The 20,489-nt window shown below is 61.8% G+C and carries 16 protein-coding genes; 5 read left to right on the top strand and 11 right to left on the bottom strand.

The features are described from left to right. Window positions 1-62 precede the first annotated feature (62 nt). The 8 genes from DNK59_RS22580 to DNK59_RS22545 all read right to left on the bottom strand — a co-directional run bounded on the left by DNK59_RS22580 (window position 63) and on the right by DNK59_RS22545 (window position 9,512). On the bottom strand, window positions 63-1,487 hold the full coding sequence (locus tag DNK59_RS22580; protein WP_110724682.1) for a gamma-aminobutyraldehyde dehydrogenase: 1,425 nt from the start codon (window positions 1,485-1,487) through the stop codon (window positions 63-65). A gap of 111 nt (window positions 1,488-1,598) precedes the next feature. Next, window positions 1,599-2,930 (bottom strand): APC family permease, encoded by a 1,332-nt coding sequence (locus tag DNK59_RS22575; protein WP_110724681.1) that lies wholly within the window; start codon window positions 2,928-2,930, stop codon window positions 1,599-1,601. Between the two features lie 12 nt (window positions 2,931-2,942). Beyond that, the gene (locus tag DNK59_RS22570; RefSeq protein WP_110724680.1) at window positions 2,943-4,100 is read right to left on the bottom strand and encodes an iron-containing alcohol dehydrogenase; all 1,158 of its coding nucleotides are present in this window, start codon (window positions 4,098-4,100) and stop codon (window positions 2,943-2,945) included. A gap of 261 nt (window positions 4,101-4,361) precedes the next feature. After that, the gene (locus tag DNK59_RS22565) at window positions 4,362-6,017 is read right to left on the bottom strand and encodes a long-chain-fatty-acid--CoA ligase (protein WP_110724679.1); all 1,656 of its coding nucleotides are present in this window, start codon (window positions 6,015-6,017) and stop codon (window positions 4,362-4,364) included. Window positions 6,018-6,111: 94 nt separating this feature from the next. Then, window positions 6,112-6,879 (bottom strand): SDR family NAD(P)-dependent oxidoreductase, encoded by a 768-nt coding sequence (locus tag DNK59_RS22560; protein ID WP_110724678.1) that lies wholly within the window; start codon window positions 6,877-6,879, stop codon window positions 6,112-6,114. Then, on the bottom strand, window positions 6,879-8,051 hold the full coding sequence (locus DNK59_RS22555) for an acyl-CoA dehydrogenase family protein (RefSeq protein ID WP_110724677.1): 1,173 nt from the start codon (window positions 8,049-8,051) through the stop codon (window positions 6,879-6,881). The genes DNK59_RS22560 and DNK59_RS22555 overlap by 1 nt, the downstream gene beginning before the upstream one ends. A gap of 49 nt (window positions 8,052-8,100) precedes the next feature. Further along, the gene (locus DNK59_RS22550; RefSeq protein ID WP_110724676.1) at window positions 8,101-8,457 is read right to left on the bottom strand and encodes a DUF6285 domain-containing protein; all 357 of its coding nucleotides are present in this window, start codon (window positions 8,455-8,457) and stop codon (window positions 8,101-8,103) included. Continuing rightward, window positions 8,454-9,512, bottom strand: coding sequence for a phosphotransferase family protein (locus DNK59_RS22545; protein WP_110724675.1), 1,059 nt, complete (start codon window positions 9,510-9,512; stop codon window positions 8,454-8,456). The genes DNK59_RS22550 and DNK59_RS22545 overlap by 4 nt, the downstream gene beginning before the upstream one ends. A gap of 200 nt (window positions 9,513-9,712) precedes the next feature. Between DNK59_RS22545 and prpR the strand changes: the two genes are divergently transcribed. Then, entirely contained in the window at window positions 9,713-11,665 is a 1,953-nt protein-coding gene (gene prpR, locus DNK59_RS22540) for a propionate catabolism operon regulatory protein PrpR (protein ID WP_110724674.1), read from the top strand. 70 nt (window positions 11,666-11,735) lie between these two features. Here prpR and DNK59_RS22535 read toward each other — a convergent pair whose 3' ends face one another. After that, window positions 11,736-12,656 (bottom strand): LysR family transcriptional regulator, encoded by a 921-nt coding sequence (locus tag DNK59_RS22535; protein ID WP_110724673.1) that lies wholly within the window; start codon window positions 12,654-12,656, stop codon window positions 11,736-11,738. 218 nt (window positions 12,657-12,874) lie between these two features. Between DNK59_RS22535 and DNK59_RS22530 the strand changes: the two genes are divergently transcribed. From DNK59_RS22530 to DNK59_RS22515, 4 genes are all read left to right on the top strand, one after another. Then, entirely contained in the window at window positions 12,875-13,765 is an 891-nt protein-coding gene (locus tag DNK59_RS22530; RefSeq protein WP_110724672.1) for a TauD/TfdA family dioxygenase, read from the top strand. Continuing rightward, window positions 13,762-14,367 carry a LysE family translocator gene (locus DNK59_RS22525; RefSeq protein WP_110724671.1) on the top strand — a complete coding sequence of 202 codons (606 nt, stop codon included), beginning with the start codon at window positions 13,762-13,764 and terminating at the stop codon, window positions 14,365-14,367. Before DNK59_RS22530 ends, DNK59_RS22525 begins: the two co-directional genes overlap by 4 nt. Before the next feature lie 222 nt (window positions 14,368-14,589). Continuing rightward, the gene (locus tag DNK59_RS22520; RefSeq protein WP_110724670.1) at window positions 14,590-15,432 is read left to right on the top strand and encodes a helix-turn-helix transcriptional regulator; all 843 of its coding nucleotides are present in this window, start codon (window positions 14,590-14,592) and stop codon (window positions 15,430-15,432) included. 416 nt (window positions 15,433-15,848) lie between these two features. Next, window positions 15,849-17,189 (top strand): diaminobutyrate--2-oxoglutarate transaminase family protein, encoded by a 1,341-nt coding sequence (locus DNK59_RS22515; RefSeq protein ID WP_110724669.1) that lies wholly within the window; start codon window positions 15,849-15,851, stop codon window positions 17,187-17,189. Between the two features lie 99 nt (window positions 17,190-17,288). Here the strand turns inward: DNK59_RS22515 and DNK59_RS22510 are convergent, their stop codons facing one another. Together DNK59_RS22510 and macA are read right to left on the bottom strand one after the other, a co-directional pair. Next, window positions 17,289-19,247: a MacB family efflux pump subunit gene (locus DNK59_RS22510; RefSeq protein WP_016964928.1), complete on the bottom strand. Its 1,959-nt coding sequence runs from the start codon at window positions 19,245-19,247 to the stop codon at window positions 17,289-17,291. 2 nt (window positions 19,248-19,249) lie between these two features. After that, entirely contained in the window at window positions 19,250-20,401 is a 1,152-nt protein-coding gene (gene macA, locus DNK59_RS22505; RefSeq protein WP_110724668.1) for a macrolide transporter subunit MacA, read from the bottom strand. Between the last annotated feature and the right edge of the window lie 88 nt (window positions 20,402-20,489).

The following is a 20,489-nucleotide window of genomic DNA, read 5'->3' as shown; positions in this document are numbered from 1 at the left end:
GCAGTTATCCGGGCGCAGCCGGCAGGCGGCTCGCCCAGGGGATTGACGATGCCTCGGGTCACTCAGTGCTTGAACATCACATGCCGCACCACTGTGTAGTCTTCCAGGCCGTACATGGACAGATCCTTGCCGTACCCGGATAGCTTCACGCCGCCATGGGGCATCTCGCTGACCAGCATGAAGTGGGTGTTGACCCAGGTGCAGCCGTATTGCAGGCGAGCGGCCAGGCGGTGGGCCCGACCTATGTCCGCGGTCCATACCGAAGACGCCAGGCCGTAGTCCGACTCATTGGCCCAGGCCAGCGCCTGGGCTTCGTCCTCAAATTCCGAAACCGTCACCACCGGGCCGAAGATTTCACGGCGCACCACCTCATCCTCCTGGGTCGCGCCGGCCAATACCGTGGGCTCGAAGAAAAACCCGGCACCTGCGGCGCGCCGGCCACCGGTCACCACCTCGATGTGCGGAAGTTCCAGGGCGCGCCTCACAAAACCCTCGACACGCTCCAGGTGCTCTTGAGTGATCAGCGGGCCCATCTCCGTGGCCGGGTCGTCCTGCAGTCCGGACTTGATGCTGGACACCGCCTCCCCGAGCTTGCGCACGAACTGCGGATACACGGCCTTCTGCACATAGATGCGACAAGCCGCGGTGCAGTCTTGCCCGGCGTTGTAGAAGCCGAAGGCGCGGATGCCCTCGACGGCGGCATCGATGTCGGCGTCATCGAAGATCAGCACCGGGGCCTTGCCGCCCAGCTCCATGTGCATGCGCTTGACGCTGTCGGCCGTGCTTTCGATGATCCGGCTGCCGGTGCTGACCGAACCGGTCAGGGACACCATGCGCACCTGCGGATGGCCGGTCAGCGGCTCGCCCACCGAAGCACCGCGCCCGTGAAGAATGTTGACGACGCCGGCGGGGAAGATTTCGGCGAGCAGCTCTCCCAGTTTCAAGCTGGTCAGCGGGGTCTGCTCCGATGGCTTGAGCACCACGGTATTCCCGGCCGCCAGCGCCGGGCCGAGCTTCCAGGCAGCCATCATCAACGGGTAGTTCCACGGCGCGATGGAGGCCACCACGCCCACCGGATCGCGGCGGATCATCGAGGTGTGGCCCGGCAGGTACTCGCCCGCCGCCGAACCCTGCAGGCAGCGAACCGCACCGGCGAAGAAGCGGAATACGTCAGAAACGGCCGGAAGCTCGTCTTGCAACACCGCATTGAACGGCTTGCCGCAGTTGTCCGACTCCAGGCGCGCGAATTCCTGCGCCTGGGCATCGATGCGATCGGCCAGCTTGAGCAGCAGGGCCGCACGCTCTTTGGGAGGTGTTTGCGACCAGCCGGTAAACGCGGCGCTGGCGCTCTGCACCGCCGCATCGACCTGGGCGCGACTGGCCTCGCGGGTCTGTACCAGCACCTGGCCCAGGGATGGGTTGTACACGGCCAGGCTTTCGCCCTCTCCGGCCACCAGAGCGCCATTGATCAAAAGTTTGGTTTGCATATCAATTCTCACTGTTGAACGGCAAGGCCAGTGGCTGGCCTTGGGTCTATTGATGGAGCGTTCGATTGCGGCGCAGCCGGCGATACTGCAACTGCGCCATCCGTCAGTTCTCTAGGCCAGGGCATCCGGTACGGGGCTGCGGAAAAAGCTCGTGCGGCACGCCAGGTAAATCAGGCCCACCCCCAGCCAGATGCTGCCCATGATCAGTGCGTCCTTATCCAGACTGACCAGCATCCAGCCTGCGGTGATCAGGCCAATGCTCGGGAAGATCATGCCTCGCAGGAGTCCGGCGCCGTCCTTGACGCGTGCGTCGAAGGTCAGTCGCAAAGCGCAAAGATTGACCGCAGTGAAGGCGAGAAAGGCGCCGAAGTTCACCAGGGACGTCGCGGTGGCAATCGTCATTCCAAAACCTACGGTGCCGAAGGCGCCGCAGAGCAGGATATTGAAGGCCGGCGTCTGGTAGCGAGGGTGCAGCACGCCGAACAAGGCCCGTGGCAGTTGATTGTCACGGCCGAGGGCGTACAGCAGTCGCCCCACACTCGCCTGGAACGACATTCCCGCAGCGAAATGGGCGACGATGATGCCCGCCAAGACGATCGCGAAGAACAGATCCCCGCCGATCATCCGGGCGATTTCGAATGCCGCGCCATCCACATTCACGAACTCGAGTAAGGGATGTGCCAGGTACATGAAATACGAGGAACCGACGTACAACACGCCACCGGTCACCGCGACCAGCAGGATGGCCCGCGGAATCGTCCGGGTCGGGTCCCTGGTTTCCTCGCTCAGCGTGGACAGCGCGTCAAAGCCCAGAAACGAGTAGGCGGCAATGGCGGCGCCAGCCATGGTCGTGGCAAACGGCACGTCCTGATTGAAGAACGGCTTGGCCGACAGCAGCCCGGCTGGGCCGTTGGCGGCAACGATGTAATGCCAGCAGAGGCCGATGAACACGGCAATGATGGCAAGCTGGACCACCATCAGTAAGACGTTGAACCGATTGGCCACCTGGATACCCAGGATATTCAGCAGCGACGTGGTCACGATGAAGCCCAGGATCCATACCCACTGCGCAACACCGGGAAAGGCCATGTTGAGATAGCTGGCGCCGAGCAACCAGATCAGCATCGGGATGAAGAAGTAGTCGAGCAAGGCTGCCCAACCCACCATGAAGCCGAAGTTTGCATTCAACATTTTGCGGGTGTAGGTGTAGGCCGAACCCGCTGTGGGGAACACCCTGACCAGGCGACCGTAGCTCAACGCGGTGAAAATCACGCCGATCGACGCCACCAGATAGGACATTGCCGTGGTGTTGCCGCTGGCTTGGGAAATCACGCCATAGGTTCCAAAGACGATCAATGGAGCCAGGAACGCCAGGCCGAAGAGCAGAACGGAAAACGGCCCCAGGGTGCGCTTCAACGAGGCGCCGGAGTGTGCTTCGCTCATGATCGACACTCCTCAACCGGCAAATTGGTAAGCGGCGACGATGATGGCGTGATAGCTCTCCACGCTCATCTCCTTGGCGTTGCTGGCATCCGAAAAATTCTTCTTCGACTTGTCGGCGATCGTCAGGAAGTCTTCTTCACGCACCCCTTTCACCTCGGCAAAGCGAGGAATGCCCAGGGTCTTGCTCATCTGGAACAGGTAGTCGACAGCCGCCTCGGCGGCATTGGCGGGCGAGAGGCTGGGGTCGATGCCCAGCGCGTAGGCGACCTGGGCATGGCGCAGAATGTCCGCATCCAGATTGTGGCCGAAGACAAAGGGCAGGAAGATCGCATTGCCCACGCCGTGCGGCGTGTCGTACATGCCGCCAATGGCCTCGGAAATGCAGTGCACGCTGCCAACGTCCGCATTGCCGAATGCCATGCCGGCGATCAGGCTCGCCACCAGCATCTGCTCGCGGGCCTCCAGGTTGGAGGGTTCCAGGACTGCCGGCTTGAGGTACTGGCTGATCAAGCGAATGGCATGCAGGGCCAGACCGTCGCTGATCGGATTGGACACGCGGCAGGTGTAGGCTTCGATGGCATGGGTCAAGGCGTCCATGCCGGTCGCGGCGGCTATCGACGCGGGAAGCGTATCGATGATGTGCGAGTCGAGCAGCGCCAGCACCGGCCCGATCCGATAATCCTGAACGCTCATCTTGAAGTGGCGTGCGGTATCGGTGATCACCGAGAAGCACGTCACCTCGCTACCGGTGCCCGCGGTGGTCGGGATGGCCACGATAGGCGGCACCCCATGCGTTAGCTTGAAAGCCCCCTCGTAGTCCTCGATCCGGCCTTCGTGGGTCAGCAGCACGCTCAGGGCCTTGGCGGCGTCCATCGCACTGCCCCCGCCAACGGCCAGGAGGCCATCGATACCTTTGCCCCGGTAGGCCTCTGCGGTGTGATTGATGTCGTCGCTGCGAGGGTTGGCCTTGATGTCGGCGATCTCATCGAAGTCGATGCCCGACCTGTTCAGGCTGGCATAGACGCTGGTCAACAGCCCTGCCGCCTTGACCCCGGCATCCGTCACGATCAGCACACGCTGCAGACCGAGCTCACGCAGATGCTCGCCGGTGCGCTCGCGCAGGCCGGGCTCCATGACCACTTTGGTGGGGAGTAGGAATTGGAATTTCATACAGACCTCTTGCCGGTTAGGTTCAGTTTTTGTCGTTTTTAACGGTTCTCGGCAGCAACAACGGGTGGGCTATACGGCTAGCCCGAATCCCTGCGCACGAAGCGCTGGGTCACTTCCTGTGTTTTTGTCCGCTAGACCAGGGCGGGCATGAGCTTCGCGGATTGCCAGAAGCAATCCGCTTGCGCCTATGCAACAGCTGGAACATCAGTCAGCTCGGACAACGTGCTTGTTGTTATTCAATGTGCAGGGTTTGCAGTTCGATCAGGGTTTGGTGTGGGCGGCGCGGGCCTCCTGTTGGGCCTGCTCGCGCAGGACGAATTTCTGGATCTTGCCGGTGGCCGTCTTGGGCAGCGCCATCAGCGACACATGCCGCGGAGCCTTGAAGTGCGCCAGATGCTCGCGGCACCAGCGGATCAGGTCGTCGCCACTGGTGCTGGCCAGGGCGTCTTCGCGCAGGGTGACGAACGCCTGCGGGGTTTCCCCCCAGCGTGTATCGGGGCGTGCCACCACGGCGGCCTCGACCACCGCGGGGTGCAGGTAGAGCACCTCCTCGATCTCCAGCGAACTGATGTTCTCGCCGCCGGAAATGATGATGTCCTTGGCCCGGTCCTTGATTTCCACGTAGCCGTCCGGGTGCAGCACCGCCAGGTCGCCGGTGTGCAGCCAGCCGTCGGCCAGTGCGCTGCGAGTGGCCTCCGGGTTATGCAGGTAGCCCTTCATCACGGTGTTGCCGCGCACCACCAGCTCACCCAGGGTGGCGCCATCGGCCGGGACTGCACGGCCCGTTTCCAGATCCAGCACGCTGGCCTCCTCGAGCATCGGGTGGGCCACGCCCTGGCGGCTCATGAAACGGGCGCGGGCTTCCAGGGGCAACTCGTCGATACCCGGTTGCCACAGGCACAGGGTGCTGGGGCCGTAGCTTTCGGTCATGCCGTAGGCATGGGTGATGCTGAAGCCACGGGCCTCCATCGCGGCGATCACCGCGCTGGGCGGCGCGGCGCCACCGGTGATCACCGACACGCTCGCCGCCTTGGGCGCCGTACCGGCATGCTCGGCGTGGATCAGCATCGACATCACCACCGGTGCCGCGCTCAGATGGGTCACCGCATGCTCGGCGATGGCGCCGTGGATCGCATCGGCTTGCACCTTGCGCAGGCACACATGGGTACCACCGGACAAGGTCACCGCCCAGGTATGGCTCCAGCCATTGCAGTGGAACATCGGCAGGGTCCACAGGTAGACGCTGCGTGGGCCGAGCTGGAAGATCAGCGCCCCGGCACAGGCATTGAGGTAGGCCCCGCGGTGATGCAGAACCACGCCCTTGGGATCACCGGTGGTGCCGGAGGTGTAGTTGATGGCGATCGATTGCCACTCGTTCAGCGGCGCACTCAGCGGCCGACCGGGATCGCCCTGGGCCAGAAATGTTTCATAGTCCAGGTTGTGGGCCAGGTCGGCGGATTCGGCCTGATCATCGTCGATGCCCACCAACAATGGCGGCGACTCGAGCATGGCCAGTGCCTGATGGACCACCGCGCCGAACTCGCGATCGCAGATCAGCACCTTGGCCGCGCAATGGCGCAGGATGAAGGCGATGCTGCGCGCCTCCAGGCGGATATTGATGCACACCAGCACGGCCCCGGCACCTGGCACGCCATAGTGCGCCTCAAGCATCTCGGGAATGTTCGGCGCCAGGATCGCCACCCGCTCTCCCGGCTGCACCCCGACCTGCTCCAGGGCACTGGCCAGGGCGCGGCTGCGCTGGTGCAACTGGCGGTAGCTGTAGCGCCGCGCACCGTAGACCACGGCATCGCGCTGCGGATACACCTGGGCGGCGCGCTTGAGGAACGACAGCGGCGACAGCGGCACATGGTTGGCTTGGTTGGGGGCAAGCTCGTGCTCGAAGGTCGAGGTCATCATGACCGCCACTCCATCGAGACATTGCCCAGGCATCGCACACACATACACACCTCCTGACCGTTGCGGGTTCTTGTTGTCCTGGCGCCCAGGCGCCTTAAAGGCTGCTGCACAGGTGGCCACCGTCGACCACGATTTCGGCGCCGCTCATGCCGCAGCCGGCATCGCTGGCGAGCAGCAGCAAGGCACCGTCCAGGTCTTGCGGCTGGCTGAAGCGCCGGCTGGGAATGCGCGAGCGCAGCTTGTCCCCGGCCTCGCTGGTGAGGAACGCCTGGTTCAGGTCGGTGATCACGTAGCCCGGTGCCAGGGCGTTCACGCGGATGCCATGACGCGCCAGTTCCAGCGCCATGGCGCGAGTCAAATGGGCCAGGCCGGCCTTGGCCGCAAGGTAAGGCGCAACGGCGCCCGCCACCCGGCTGGCGAGGATCGAGGTGACATTGATCAGGCTGCCGCCCTGCCCTGCGGCGATCATCCGCCGAGCGCTTTCCTGGGCCACGATCCAGGCGCCCTTGAGGTTGGTGTCGAGCACCCGGTCCCAGTCTTGATCGTCGCAGTCCAGCAAAGGCTGGCTATCACTGACCCCGGCGTTGTTCACCAGCACATCCAGCGGGCCGGCAGCGTCCAGCACCCGGCAGACATCGTCGCGGCAGGTCACATCGAGGGCGAAGGCACGGGCATTGCCGCCGGCCACCTCGATCTCCTCCACCAGGGTCTGCAGCGGCTGCAGGCGCCTGGCAGTCACCAGCACTTCGGCGCCGGCGGCGGCCAGGGTCATCGCAAAGTGACGGCCAAGGCCGCTGGAGGCCCCGGTCACCAGGGCACGGCGCCCATCAAGGGCGAACATTCGGGCAAGCAGCGGATGCATCAGTGGGCTCCCAGGCGCTGGTCGAGGATTTTCTTCGCCAGGCTCATGCGGTGCACTTCGCTCGGGCCGTCGTAGATGCGGAACGGGCGAATGTCGCGGAAGATGCGTTCCACCACGGTCTCACCGGTCACGCCACGCCCGCCCAGCACCTGCACGCAACGATCCACCACCCGCCACAGCGCCTCGGCGCTGATCACCTTGGCCATGCTCGAATCGACATTGGCCCGCTGCCCCTGATCGAGCACCCAGGCGCAATGCCACACCGCCAGGCGTACCAGGTGCAGATCCATCTGGTTGTCGGCCAGCATGAAACCCACCCCCTGGTGCTCGCCCAACGGCTTGCCGAAGGCGTCGCGGGTGCGCGCATAGTCGCAGGCGATATCGTGGGCGCGGCGCGCGGCCCCGAGCCAGCGCATGCAGTGCGTCAGGCGTGCCGGCGCCAGGCGCACCTGGGCATAGCGGAAGCCTTTGCCGATTTCCCCCAGCACATCGCTCGCCGGAACCCGCAGGTTGTCGAAGCGCAACTGCCCGTGGCCACCGGTGAAGCAACTGTCCAGGGAGTCCAGTTGCCGCTCGTGGATGATCCCGTCGCGCTGCATGTCGGACAGGAACATGGTTGCCGTGCCGTCCTCCATGCGCGCCATGATGATGGCGAACCCGGCGCCCTCGGCCCCGGTGATCAGCCATTTGTGGCCATTGATCAGGTAGTCGTCGCCATCGCGGGTGGCGGTGGTGCGCAGCATCGAGGGATCGGAACCTGAACCCGGGGCCGGTTCGGTCATGGCGAAGCAGGAGCGCACATGCCCCTGGACCAGTGGCCGCAGCCAGCGATCCTTCTGTGCTTCGGTGGCCACCACGTCCATCAAGTGGATGTTGCCCTCGTCCGGGGCGTGGATGTTCAGGGCCACCGGGCCCAGCGGGGAGTACCCGGCTTCTTCGAAGACGATCGCCTTGGCCACATGACTCAGGCCCAGCCCGCCCATTTCGCGGCTGGCGTGGGGGGTCAGCAGGCCGGCGGCCCGGGCGCGGGCCAGCAGCTCCTGGCGCAGGGCGTCGCTGGGACCGTGGGCATCCTGACGGTGGTCGTTCTCGAACGGAATGACCTGTTCAGCGATGAAATCGCGGGTTTTGGCCTGCAATGCAAGCAGCTCGTCCGGCAGGGTGAAATTCATGTCTGTCCTTCTTTCTTCAGTCGGTCCGGGGAAAGGGTACGGGCGCAGCTCAGGGCACGGCCTTGGGGTTGCTGATCGCCAGCCGGGCGACGGTCACCTGGCGCAGCGCCTTGACCAGGGTGAGCTGCTGCTGCGTTGCATCGTGGCGGCCCTGGCGAATCTCTTGGGCAAGTTGCCGCCGGGTCTCGGCCAATGACGGTCCGGCCCCCTCGGTCAGGGCACTCAGCAGTGCCTGTTCCTGGGTGCAGACGCGGGTTTGCAGGCGACTTTCGCGGGTCGCGATGGCCATGGCATTGGCGATCATCAGCGCCGGGTAGCGCAGTTCAGCGGACAGCGCCGGCAGCAGTTGCTCAAGCAAGGTCTGGCGCGCGATCTCCAACAGTTCGTGGGCGTTCGGCTGGGTCATGGCGCGTCTCCGCCGGTCAGGTTGAGGATGTCGAGCTCGAGTTCCGGCAACAGGCACGCGGTCAGCGCCAATTCGAGGGACGGTTCTTCGCCGGACAGGTGGCGCTGCCCCTGCTGCAGGGCGATCACCGCCCAGCGCAGGGTCGCCATCACCTGCCAGTAATGCAGTTGGCTGCGCTCGATGCGCAATGGCGAAACCTCGTGATAGCCGCGCAGGAAATCCTCCAGCAGGCCGATACCACCGGCCTCGAGGTCAGGACGGGTGAAACGCCAGCAGCGCGCGGTGAACCAGCCAAGGTCCTCGCAAGGATCGCCCCAGCCGCTGAATTCCCAGTCGAGCACCGCTTCCAGCCCTTGCTCGCTGGCCAGGTAGTTGCCCGTGCGGTAATCGCGATGCAGCAGGCACAGGTCGTTGCTGGATGGCGCGTGCAGTTCACACCAACGCAGGCCCCACTCCAGTACTGGGTAAGCTTCGGCCAGGGTGTCGAGGTAGCGGCGATAGGCGCTGATGGTATTCAGGGCCGGTGCACGGTCCGGCACAGGCAAGAAGTCCAGCGCTGCGCACGGTGGACGGATTTGATGCAGGCGCGCCAGGTTGGCCCCCAGTTGCGCCGCTAGCTGCGCCTGGCCGTGGACGCCGGCGCCGGCGCTGAGCAAGCGCCCGGCAGCCACCCCCGAAACGAACTCCATGAGGAAGAACAGCCGTCCGTGAACACTCGGGTCACGGCACAGCCAGAGCGGCCGCGGTACTTTCCCCCCGGCCTGGTGGACCACCTGCAACACGGCGAATTCCTGTTCGCGATCGAGGCTCGCCGGCAGCGCGGAAAGCGCGTCGCTGCGCAATACCCAGCGCCGGGCACCGGCCCATGGGCCGCCTTCGATCTGCAGTTCGAGCAGCCAGTTTTCCTGGATCGCGCCACCGCTCAGGCGCTTGCGGGCGTCGATGACCACTCGCGTGGCGGCGGCATGCTCGCGGATGAAGTCGACCAGGCGCTGATCGTCGCTCGGGCTTGCAGGCACGTCGCCGGTGGTGGGTCTCATGGGGGAACTGCTCATGGATCGGTGGTCCCTGCCTTCAGTTTTGAATTAGCAGGTCGGCAAGAGCAATGCCTGTGCCAATTCTTCGCTGATCGGCTGCAAGCCACGCCAATCCAGGCGTCTGCTGTTTCCGTGAGCGGCGATGCAACAGCGCCGCGTTTCATACTTGAAAGAAATGCTGCACTATCGAGGCATTTCATTTATGAACAGGTCCAGCCATGCACCCTCCCGCCTCCCAGGTCGTCGTGCTCATCAGCCACCTGCAACGCCCCCAGCAACGCAGCCGCCTTGCCCTGGTGGTGGCCGGGCTCACCGCGGACTACCCCGACACCCATATCGAAGTGCTCGACACCTCGGTGTCCGAAGCGTTGCAGACCGCCCGCGAGCTGGAACAGCGCGGTGAAGCCGACGTATTTGTCTGTGCCGGCGCCACCGCCGCCTACCTGCGCAAGCACCTGGCACGCCCGGTGCTGTCCATGCAGGTGGGCGGCGCTGACTTGCTACGTGCGCTGGGGCAAGCCCGGGAGCACTCCTCGCAGGTGGCCTTGCTCAGCTACAGCAGCATCAATTACGACCTGCAGGCGATGAACGCACTGTTCACCGTGCCGGTTCACCAGGCCGCCTACACCACGCTGGAAGAAGCCCGCCAGGCGGTCGAACAGGCCGCCCGGCTGGGTTTTCGCAGCATCATAGGTTCGTCGACGGTGGTTGAGCTGGCGGAACAGGCAGGGCTTTGTGGGGTGCTGTCGCTAAGTGAGGACACGGTACGCAAGGCGCTTGAGGAGGCCCTGGGTATCCTCGACAGCCAGCGCGTAGAGATCGCCAAGCGCCGCCATTTGAACGCCGTGCTGCAACACATTCCCACGGGCGTGGCAGCGGTCGACAACCAGGGGCTGGTGCAATCCCTGAATCCGGCCCTGGCGCACCTGCTGGAGTTGCCGGCCAGCGCCGCGCTAGGCCGACCATTGCAGCAACTGTGCCCGGAGTTGGACCTGCAACAGGCATTGCTCGATGGCGGCGGCGAAGAAAACCGGGTGATCAGGCTCGGCTCCCATGCGGTGGTCAGCAATTTGCTGCCGATCCTCGAAAACGGCGAGCGTACGGGCCTGGTCTTGACCTGCCAGGACATCACCGCGGTACAGCGGGCGGACCAGCGCATCCGCGCCACCCGCCGTCCGGGCGCATTCACCGCCCGCTACCGGCTTGAGCAACTCAGCGGCAACAGCCGGTCCAACCGCGAAATGCTGCAGATGGCCAAGCGTTTCGCTGCCAGCCACTCGACCGTACTGATCACCGGCGAAAGCGGCACCGGCAAGGAGCTGCTGGCCCAAGGCATCCATAATGAGAGCCCCCGCCAGCAGGGACCCTTCGTCGGCATCAACTGCGCGGCGTTTCCCGAATCGCTATTGGAAAGCGAACTGTTCGGCTACGAGGAAGGCGCCTTCAGCGGCTCGCGCAAGGGAGGCAAGCCCGGACTGCTCGAAGCGGCGCACCGCGGCACGCTGTTTCTCGATGAAATCGGCGATATGCCCGTATCGTTGCAAACCCGCCTGCTGCGAGTGCTGCAGGAGCGAGAGGTGCTGCGCCTGGGTGGCACCGAGCCGATTTCCATCGACGTACGGATCATCGCCGCCACTCACCAGGACCTGCGCGCCGCCATGAATGACGGCGATTTTCGCAGCGACCTGTATTACCGGCTCAACATCCTGCGGCTGCAGACCACTCCGCTGCGCGAGCGACCAGAGGATATTGCCCTGATCTGCCGGGGCATCAGCCAGCGCCTGCTGGTCCAGGGCCAGCCGCCGGGGGCTGCCGAGATACCGGCCGCCCTGCTGCCATACCTGACCCGCTATGCCTGGCCGGGCAACGTCCGGGAACTGGAGAACGTGATCGAGCGGGCGATGCTCTCCGCCCGCGAACTGCTACGCGAGCAGAAGCTGGACGAGCATTACCTGGCCCGCGTGCTGCCCGAACTGTGCGAAGGCTCGCCCCTGCCACAGGTACGGAAAAAGTCGCCACGGGATACGGACCTGCACAGCGTTGGCAAGGCTGCGCAATTGCGTCACGTACAAGAGACGCTTGAAAGCTGCCAGGGCAACCTCGACGAAGCTGCACGTCGCCTGGGCATCAGCCGGACCACATTGTGGCGCCGGCTGCGCTCCGAGCGTTGAATACACAACAAGCGCACAAGGCAGCCCTCTGATCCGCACTCCATGCCAGTGTTGCCAACGTGCTCCCCACTCAACTCAAAAACTCCAATCCGCGCTCGTCGATGACCGGCACGGCTTCGAGCAAGTAACGCTTGAAACTCTCCAGCGTTGCGTTGCTATTGCTGCGCGCCGGCCAGACCAGGTAATAGCTGTCGCCCGTGCTGACGGCCTTGTTGTAGGGCAATACCAGGGAGCCTTTGACCAATTCGTCACCCACCAGCGCCAGATCGCCAATGGAGACGCCCCGACCTTGAATCGCGGCGGAAATACCCAACTCCAGCGTGTCGAAAATCTTGCCTTTCTGCCAGGACACCGCCGACATCAAGCCCACGCGCTCCAGCCAGCGCTGCCAATCACGCCGATCCCGGGACGGGTGAATCAACTCCGCGGAAAACACCCCTTCGCCGTTCTGTTCGTGTTGCGCCAGCAAGCCCGGCGAGCAGACCGGGATCAGCCATTCATCGAACAGCTTGATGAACCCCTGGTCACTGCTGAAGCGACCGTTGCCCAACAACACCGCACAATCGAAGGGCTCAACGTCAAAATTGACGAAGTCCACATCCATCCACTCGCTGGACAATTGCGCCTGCTGCGCATCGTCGACGGTATTGAACTCATCCAGCACATGCAGCAACCAGCGCATTGTCAAGGTCGACGGCGCCTTGACGCGCAAGGTGTGCTCCTTGCGGCTAGTGGTGGAGCAGGCATGCTCGATCAGGCGAAAGCCGACTTGCAATTCCTGCGCAAGCAATCGCCCGGCCTGAGTGAGGAATATTTTCGGCCCCTTGCGGTCGAACAACGCGCAACCAAAATGCTCTTCGAGGGTTTTGACGTGCCGGCTCACGGCACTTTGAGTGATGAACAGGTTTTCTGCGGCCTGGGTAAATGAGCTGAAACGCGCGGCCAACTCAAAGGCGCGTAACGCGTAAAGCGGCGGCAATCGACGGACCATCTGATCCAGAGCACCATGATTTCTACTCATCCTTACCTGTCCTTTTTTTCTGCTTTTAAATACAGTGCGTTTGCCAAATAATGAACTATATAAATAAGCGATAGAACTTATAAAACGCTCGGGCGCAGCAGCAACTTACTTCTAACCATTATTGCGTACGGCATGCCCCCTCCCCTCTGTGGCTTTCACCATTCTTAAATACACAGCAGACAACTATCATGCCCGACTTCAATCACTTCCTGTCCTCCAGTATCCAGCACACCAGACTCGATCAAACGGTGGAGTCCGATATATTGAATTTCCGCCTTTTCGGTAATAAGAAAGGCTTCCTGCATTTGAAAAACCTGCCAATCGGTACGGTGCCTCCGACCCCCAGCGATCGCGCCGGACTGAATAAAGAGTGCACCATCAGCGAACAAATCATCTTGAAAGCAACGGCCATGCTTGGCGACCCTATTGGTTACATCCAGGAGTCAGACGGGGCGATCGTCAACAACTTCTTTCCACATAAAAAGCACTCTAAACTTGCCAGCTCTGACAGTTACGATTGCGAACTCGAACTGCACACCGAAAACGCATTTCACGCGGTATCACCGGATTACCTGGTGCTGTTTTGTCTGCGCCAGGACCCGGGTGCCGAGGCGGCAACTTTTATCAGTTCCATCGATGGCATCCGCGATATTCTGCCGCCGCAAGACTTGGCCTATTTTCATGAAGAAAAGTACAACTTCCTGTCTGACTACTGCGACACGGAAAAAAACTGCCGAATTGATATAAATCAAAAACAAACGGTTCTATACGGCGACCCTGAGTCGCCCTTTTTTCGCTTCGACCCCCAGTTCATGGTTTCCCGCAGTAAAGAGGCGCAAGAGAAACTGGAAACCCTGCGCAAAGCCGCTTGGGAAGTTGCTCATCCTGTGCGCCTCAACGCAGGCGATTTGTTGATCATCGACAACCGCAAAACCGCCCATGCCCGGAGCGCATTTTCCGCCAGCCTCGACGGAAGTGACCGTTGGATCCAACGCACTTTTGCGGTGGCCGGCTACCGCTACTACGCGCAACGGCTGGGTAAAAATACACGTGTCCTGGATCTGGTAACCACCCTATGACCATGCTGCACCTGACCTTCGCACTCGCCGTGTTCTTCCTGATTGCTTCTCCCGGTCCGGTGGTGGCCCTGGTCATTTCCGATGCCAGGCAAGCCTGGCCCACCGCGACGATCACCGGCGGCGTTCTGTCCGCCCAACTGTTGCTGCTGATCACCCTGACACTGATCTATACCGCGCTGGACGTCAGCCCCACGCTGTTGAACTGGGGCCAGCTGGTCGGCGGGCTGTACCTGGCCTGGCTGGGAATCAACAGCCTGTTCGGCAGCTCCGAAGGCGTGGCAAGCGTACAAAACAGCCAGCGTCATTTCTTTTGGAGGGCCCTGAAAGTGGGCCTGTCCAATCCCAAAGACATCCTGTTCTTCCTGGCCTTTCTGCCGGGGTTCATTGAACCCGGCGGCGACTTCATTAAACAGGGCCTGGTGCTCGCGCTGATCTGGGGTGTGATCGATGTCACCATTCTGCTGGTCTACGGCGCCATCTCGCGCCAATTGCTGCCCAGCGTGACCGCCCAGAAAATCATGGCCAAAGCACCCGGTTTGTTCCTGCTGGGCATTGGCTTGTTGTCGATGCTGATGGGCACAGAACGGCTGATTCAGGCATGAACCGTGGTCAAGCCACACAGCACAAACAGCCGATTAATATCACTCTGCCATTACCGGCAAACATGCTAGGACACCCTTTACCAACATGCAATAAAACCCCGACTTTTCTTGGTATTGCAGCCTTGCAAGGTGTTGATCCGCATCCACTCCACTCTCTGAAAGCACGTCAATCACTCTCATCCAGCCACTGCGCCAACCCTTAATTCGAAACATGATGGTGAAATGATGAACTCACAAACGCTGTTCCCTCTTATCGGTAAGGTCATCGCCAGTACGGGCAGCCGCAATTTCCCCCGGTTGCTGCATGATCTGGTGCTGGCCAAGTTGCCCGTGGATGCTACGCACATTACGCAAATACCCGCCAAAAGTGCGGGACTGCCACGTGCGCAATGCAACACCATCGGCGCGCAGATCCTCAGTACGGAATGCATGAACGGGCTGATTGGATCCGAACCGGAAAAAACCCTCGCACTGTCAAACGATTCGCGACTGATCGATGCCCCGCTCGACACTTCCAAGGCAAACTTTTCATTCACCGTTAACGGGAATCTAAAGAACGATCTGGCGCCCATCACGTTCAGTTCCCAATTGCACCTCCAGTCAAGAAAGAACGAATATTTTTATATACTTTCGTTCTATCGAACACAGGTGAAAAACTTCTCAACGCAAGAGCAAATAATCCTCAAGGATTTCTCCTCGTTGCTGCTGCCGCTGGTTGAGAAGCATATTAACGCTATAAACCCTCAAACGTTGCCGGACAACAATCCAGGCGTCACCGATGCTGTCCCTGAAAACGGGGACACCAGCTCCTTGCGCCAGCGTTTCGAGGAGCGTTTGCAGCAGTCGGGCCTGCACCTGTCCAACCGTGAAAAGGAAATCTGCACCGGCCTCCTGGCCGGGCGAACCGCGCCTGAACTGGCTGAAGCACTGGCACTGAAAGTTAATACGGTGGAGAGTTACTTGAAACGTGCCGTCATTAAGATGGGTATCAGTGGCCGGCACTCTCTTGTTCGCTGGATGCATGCCAATCCGGCTACACCGATCACTTCCGACTTGCCACAATAATGTCATGTTTGCCTTCGGCAAAACCACGATATTAGTTTTTCATCCCACGGGCGGCGGCATTCTAAAGTGCCTTCTAATGAGCCGCCCTGCTGTTCGTTCCGACGCGCCACTACCCGCATTAAATTCCCGTTCTGAAGACCCTGTAAAATGACAGAGATATCGGGGACATCCGCTGCCTACCTTAATAGCGATAACGGCCACCTTCCTTCAAACTAAGCCTGTTCTTAAGTTGCTCGGGTAGCGTTTGTCTCAGCGGCTATTAGGCTCAACTTGTTGTTCACTTTCGACTGTAATTCAGCCCTCTCTGCGGCCCACTGTCTACTGTCTGAAAATAGCCGCTGTCATAGATTAAACACCGTCTCTTGTTTCATCAACTTTCCAGCGCTGCGTTTACCGCAGCCGATGAGTGCATGACTATGGAAGAGCTAAGTTATCTGAAGAAAGTCGAATCCAACGCACGCACCTATGCCGCCAATTTCCAGCGCCTGTTCGTCAGCGGCAATGGAGTGTGGCTCAGGGATGCGCAAGGCAAGGAATACCTCGACTGCCTGGCTAACGCCGGCACCCTGGCGCTGGGCCATAACCCGCCGGAAGTCAAAGACGCGGTGCTGGAGTTCCTGGGCTCCGATCAGTTGCAGCAAGCACTGGACCTCGCCACCCCGGCCAAACATGCCTTTGTGCAGGAGCTGTTTTCACAGCTGCCGGCAGGCATGCGCGACACCAGCAAGATCCTGTTCTGCGGCCCTAGCGGCTCGGATGCTGTGGAAGCTGCGATCAAGCTGGCGCGCCACTACACCAAACGCGCGGCATTGATGGCGTTTCACGGTGGCTATCACGGCATGACGGCTGGCGCCCTCTCGGCCATGGGCAATCTCAACCCCAAGGGCATCCCCAGCGTTACTGCACAAAACACCCATTTCCTGCCATTTCCGTACCGCTTCCGCTGCCCGTTCGGTACTGACGGCGAGCAAACCGATCAACTGTCGCTTGAGTACATCCGCACCGTGCTGTCGGACCCTGAAGGTGGCGTCACCCGCCCGGCCGCCGTGCTCGTCGAAGTGGTGCAAGGCGAAGGCGGTTGCATTCCCGCTTCGAACGCCTGGCTGCGCGGGCTGCGCGAGATCACCCGCGAGCTGGATATCGTGCTGATCATCGACGAAGTACAGACCGGCCTGGGCCGCACCGGCAGCACCTTTGCCATCGAGCACGCGGGGATCGTCCCCGATATTCTGGTGCTGTCCAAGGCCATCGGTGGCGGCTATCCGCTGTCGGTCATTGTCTACGCCGAACACCTCGACACCTGGGGCCCGGGCATGCACGCCGGGACCTTCCGTGGCAATCAGATCGCGATGGTCGCCGGGCGCGCAACCATGCGCCACATTCGCCAGGCGGGCCTGGTGGAACACGCTGCCGCACGCGGAGCGCAACTGCTCGCCGGCCTGCAAGACATTGCCCAGCGGCATGATGCGATTGCCGACGTGCGTGGCCGTGGCCTGATGATCGGCGTCGAGGTCACCAAACCGCGTACAGAGAGCCGTGCCGGCCTGGGCGATGGCACGCTGGCCAAGGCGATCAAGCACAACTGCTTCGACAACGGCCTCATCATCGAAACCGGTGGGCGCCACGGTTCGGTATTGCGCTTCCTGCCCGCCCTGACCATCAGCGAAGCCCAGGTTGGCAGCGTACTTGATCGTTTCGAAGACGCCATCAGCAGCGCCGCCGCGCACCGTTTGCAGGTGGTCGGCCAAAGCGCATAAAAACAGCAGCAGCGCAGAGCTGCTGTTGTTCCATAGCAAACCCGATGCAATGAAAAGCCCGCCAACCGACACCGGTTGGCGGGCTTTTTGGTATGCGCTTCAGTCCCGAGCAAGCGCCTCGATCGGATCCAGCCGCGCGGCATTACGCGCAGGTACAAACCCGAAGATGATGCCGATCAGGCTGGAGCAGACAAATGCGGTGATGATCGATTCCAGCGAAAACACCATCTGCCATTCCTTGATCACCAGGGAGAACAAGAACCCGATACCAAACGACAAGGAAATCCCGATCACCCCGCCAATCAGACAAACCATCACCGCCTCCACCAGAAACTGTTGGCGAATGTCCGACTGCCGCGCCCCGACCGCCATGCGAATCCCGATTTCGCGTGTACGCTCGGTCACCGACACCAGCATGATGTTCATCACCCCGATCCCCCCCACCACCAGTGAGATCAGCGCAATCAACGACAGCAGCAATGCCAGCGACTGGCTGGTTTTCTGCACGGTTTGCATGATGCTATCGAGGTTGTAGGTGAAAAAGTCCTTGGTCCCGTGGCGCTGTTGCAGCAGCTTGACCACGTTATCCTCCACCACCTTGCTCGGTTGGCCATCCTTGATCCGCACCGTGATGCTGTCCAGGTGGCGTTGGCCCAACAAGCGCCCGGCGGCGGTTTCGTAAGGCACCCAGACGTTGAGGGCCTTGCTGGTGTTGAAGATATTTTTATTGTCCGCCGCCACCCCAATCACCGTGCACGGCAGGTTGCCCACCAAAATGATCTGGCCCAGCGCCTCGACGTTCGGGCCGAACAGGCGATTACGGGTGTTGTGGTCAATCACCACCACTTGGGCCTGGCGGGTGTCGTCGTCCTGGCTGAAGGTGATGCCTTCGGCGATCTTGATCCCGCGGACCTGGAACGAGCTGGCACTCACGCCATTCACCGTGGCGTCGACATCAATATTGCCAAAGCGCAACAGCAGGTTGCGCCCGGCGTTGGGCGTGGCGCTGTCGATGTAATGCAACTCGCTGAGGGCGGTCACGTCGGACAACACCAGGGTTTCAATCGCCGACGCATGGCTGTCGCCAAAGTCGGTGCCCGGGTAGATGTCGATGGTGTTGCTGCCGATCGCCTGAATATCGTTCAAGACATAGCGCTTGGCGCCCTCGCCGATGGCCACGATCGACACCACCGAGGTGATGCCGATCACGATGCCGAGCATGGTCAACAAGGTTCGCATGCGGTGGGAAATCAACGCGACCCAGGCCATCACGAAGGCTTCCTTGAACAACCCCAGGCTCGCCACCAGACGCCGCCCCGGCGTGGCCCGGCCTTGGGTGGGAACCGGGGCCTCGACCTCCGGTGCGGCGCGTTGGTTGAGGCGGTCACTGAGCACTTCGCCGTCGCGCATCTCGATGATGCGCTCGGCGTGGGCCGCCACCTTGGGGTCGTGGGTCACGATAATCACGGTATGCCCCGCCGCATGCAGCTCCAGCAGGATGTTCATCACTTCCTTGCCGCTGGCGGTATCGAGGGCGCCGGTCGGCTCATCCGCGAGGATCACTTCACCGCCGTTCATCAACGCCCGGGCGATACTCACCCGCTGCTGCTGCCCACCGGACAACTGGCTCGGCCGGTTGACCAAGTGATTGGCCAGGCCCAGCCGGGCCAGCAACTCCTTGGCACGGCTATGGCGCTGGCCTTCCGACACACCGGCATAAATCGCCGGCATCTCGACGTTATGCATGGCGCTCAAATGCGGCAGCAAATGATAACGCTGGAAGATGAAACCAAAATGGTCGCGGCGCAGTTCCGCCAACTCCTGGTCCCCCAGGTCGCGGGTTTCGCGACCGCTGATGGTGTAGCTGCCGTCGGTGGCGTAGTCCAGGCAACCGAGAATGTTCATCAGGGTCGACTTGCCTGAGCCCGACGCCCCGGTGATCGCCACCATTTCCCCGGTGTTGATGGTGAGGCTGACATTCTTGAGTGCCATGAACGCTTTTTCACCGGCCATGAAGCTGCGGCTGATGCCTTTGAGTTCCAACAATGCTTGGGTCATTGTCAGCTCCCCGCCACGGCCGGCGTCGGATCACCGATGACGACCTGGTCGCCCTCCACCAGGCCATCCTTGATCTGGGCCTTGACGTTGTTGTTGATCCCCACCTGCACGTTGCGCTCCTGAGCGTGGCCGGTCTCATCCACTACCCGCACTACGTACGAACCGTCCTCATTGCGCTTGCCCAGCGCCGCAACCGGCATCATCAGTACATCCTTGGCGGTGTCGCGCACGATGCGCACCTGGGCGGTCATCGAGATGCGCAGGCGATGATCGGGGTTTGGCACATCAAACAGGGCGTTGTAGAACACCGCGGTGTTCTGTTTGGCGGTGCCGGCGGCCTGGGTGTCCAGGTAGTTCTGCGGTGCAGGTTCAGTGCCGCGCAGTTTGCCGTAGTAGCGTTTATTGGACTCGCCAAGGATGGTGAAGTACACCTCCTGGCCTGGCCGGATGTGAATCACATCGGCTTCCGAGACCTGGGCCTTGATGGTCATGGTGTCCAGGTCCGCCAATTTCAGCAGCACCGGCGCCAGTTGCTCGGCGATCACGGTCTGGCCTTCCTGGGTGACGATGCCCACCACGTCACCGTCCATCGGCGCGACGATACGCGTATAGCCGAGGTTGACTTTGGCGGTGTCGATCTGGATTCGCGCGTTTTTCAATTGCGCATCCAGGGCCACCAGGTTGGCTCTCTGCACCAGGTAGTTGGATTCGGCGGTCTCGAAATCCTGGCGGGAGATGGCCGCGTCCGATTGCAGTTGGGTGTAACGCTCCCACACCGATTTGGTCTGGGCCACTTGTGCCGCCGTGGCTTTGCGTTGTGCTTCGAGGTTTTCCTCGTTGACCTGCGCCTGGCGCAGGGCGTTCTGCAGCACCAGCGGATCGATTTCCGCCAGCCACTGGCCCTTCTTGACCTTGTCGCCGAGCTTGACCTTCAGCGATTTCAATTGACCGGAGACCTGGGCGCCGACGTCGACCTGTTTGACCCCCTGCAAGATCCCGGTAGCAAGCACCGCGTTCTCGATCTCGCCGCGCTCGACCCTGGCGGTCAAGTACTGGGGCGGCTCAGCCGGTGACTGCACCGAATAGACAATCAGGCCGGCAACAACGGCCAGGCCCACGCCCCAGACAACTTTGCGAAACTTCGACTTTTCCATAGATGACCACTAATACGTTGAAAGGTAGACCCGGCCGCTGGCCGGGCTTGCGCTAAGTTGCTCGAATGTTCGCTTCAGGTAGGGGCGC

The sequence above is a fragment of the Pseudomonas sp. TKO26 genome (assembly GCF_003225665.1).
Lineage (GTDB): Bacteria > Pseudomonadota > Gammaproteobacteria > Pseudomonadales > Pseudomonadaceae > Aquipseudomonas > Aquipseudomonas saponiphila.
Note: the sequence above shows the minus strand (reverse complement) of the source record. Positions and strands in the feature narration are given on the sequence as shown.

Coding starts and splice junctions, on each gene's coding strand:
- DNK59_RS22510 (WP_016964928.1), bottom strand. CDS start 19,247: ATGACCCAAGCATTGTTGGAACTCAAAGGCATCAGCCGCAGCTTCATG.
- macA (WP_110724668.1), bottom strand. CDS start 20,401: ATGGAAAAGTCGAAGTTTCGCAAAGTTGTCTGGGGCGTGGGCCTGGCC.
- DNK59_RS22555 (WP_110724677.1), bottom strand. CDS start 8,051: ATGAATTTCACCCTGCCGGACGAGCTGCTTGCATTGCAGGCCAAAACC.
- DNK59_RS22525 (WP_110724671.1), top strand. CDS start 13,762: ATGACCATGCTGCACCTGACCTTCGCACTCGCCGTGTTCTTCCTGATT.
- prpR (WP_110724674.1), top strand. CDS start 9,713: ATGCACCCTCCCGCCTCCCAGGTCGTCGTGCTCATCAGCCACCTGCAA.
- DNK59_RS22565 (WP_110724679.1), bottom strand. CDS start 6,017: ATGATGACCTCGACCTTCGAGCACGAGCTTGCCCCCAACCAAGCCAAC.
- DNK59_RS22560 (WP_110724678.1), bottom strand. CDS start 6,879: ATGCATCCGCTGCTTGCCCGAATGTTCGCCCTTGATGGGCGCCGTGCC.
- DNK59_RS22580 (WP_110724682.1), bottom strand. CDS start 1,487: ATGCAAACCAAACTTTTGATCAATGGCGCTCTGGTGGCCGGAGAGGGC.
- DNK59_RS22535 (WP_110724673.1), bottom strand. CDS start 12,656: ATGGTCCGTCGATTGCCGCCGCTTTACGCGTTACGCGCCTTTGAGTTG.
- DNK59_RS22575 (WP_110724681.1), bottom strand. CDS start 2,930: ATGAGCGAAGCACACTCCGGCGCCTCGTTGAAGCGCACCCTGGGGCCG.
- DNK59_RS22545 (WP_110724675.1), bottom strand. CDS start 9,512: ATGAGCAGTTCCCCCATGAGACCCACCACCGGCGACGTGCCTGCAAGC.
- DNK59_RS22515 (WP_110724669.1), top strand. CDS start 15,849: ATGGAAGAGCTAAGTTATCTGAAGAAAGTCGAATCCAACGCACGCACC.
- DNK59_RS22530 (WP_110724672.1), top strand. CDS start 12,875: ATGCCCGACTTCAATCACTTCCTGTCCTCCAGTATCCAGCACACCAGA.
- DNK59_RS22520 (WP_110724670.1), top strand. CDS start 14,590: ATGATGAACTCACAAACGCTGTTCCCTCTTATCGGTAAGGTCATCGCC.
- DNK59_RS22550 (WP_110724676.1), bottom strand. CDS start 8,457: ATGACCCAGCCGAACGCCCACGAACTGTTGGAGATCGCGCGCCAGACC.
- DNK59_RS22570 (WP_110724680.1), bottom strand. CDS start 4,100: ATGAAATTCCAATTCCTACTCCCCACCAAAGTGGTCATGGAGCCCGGC.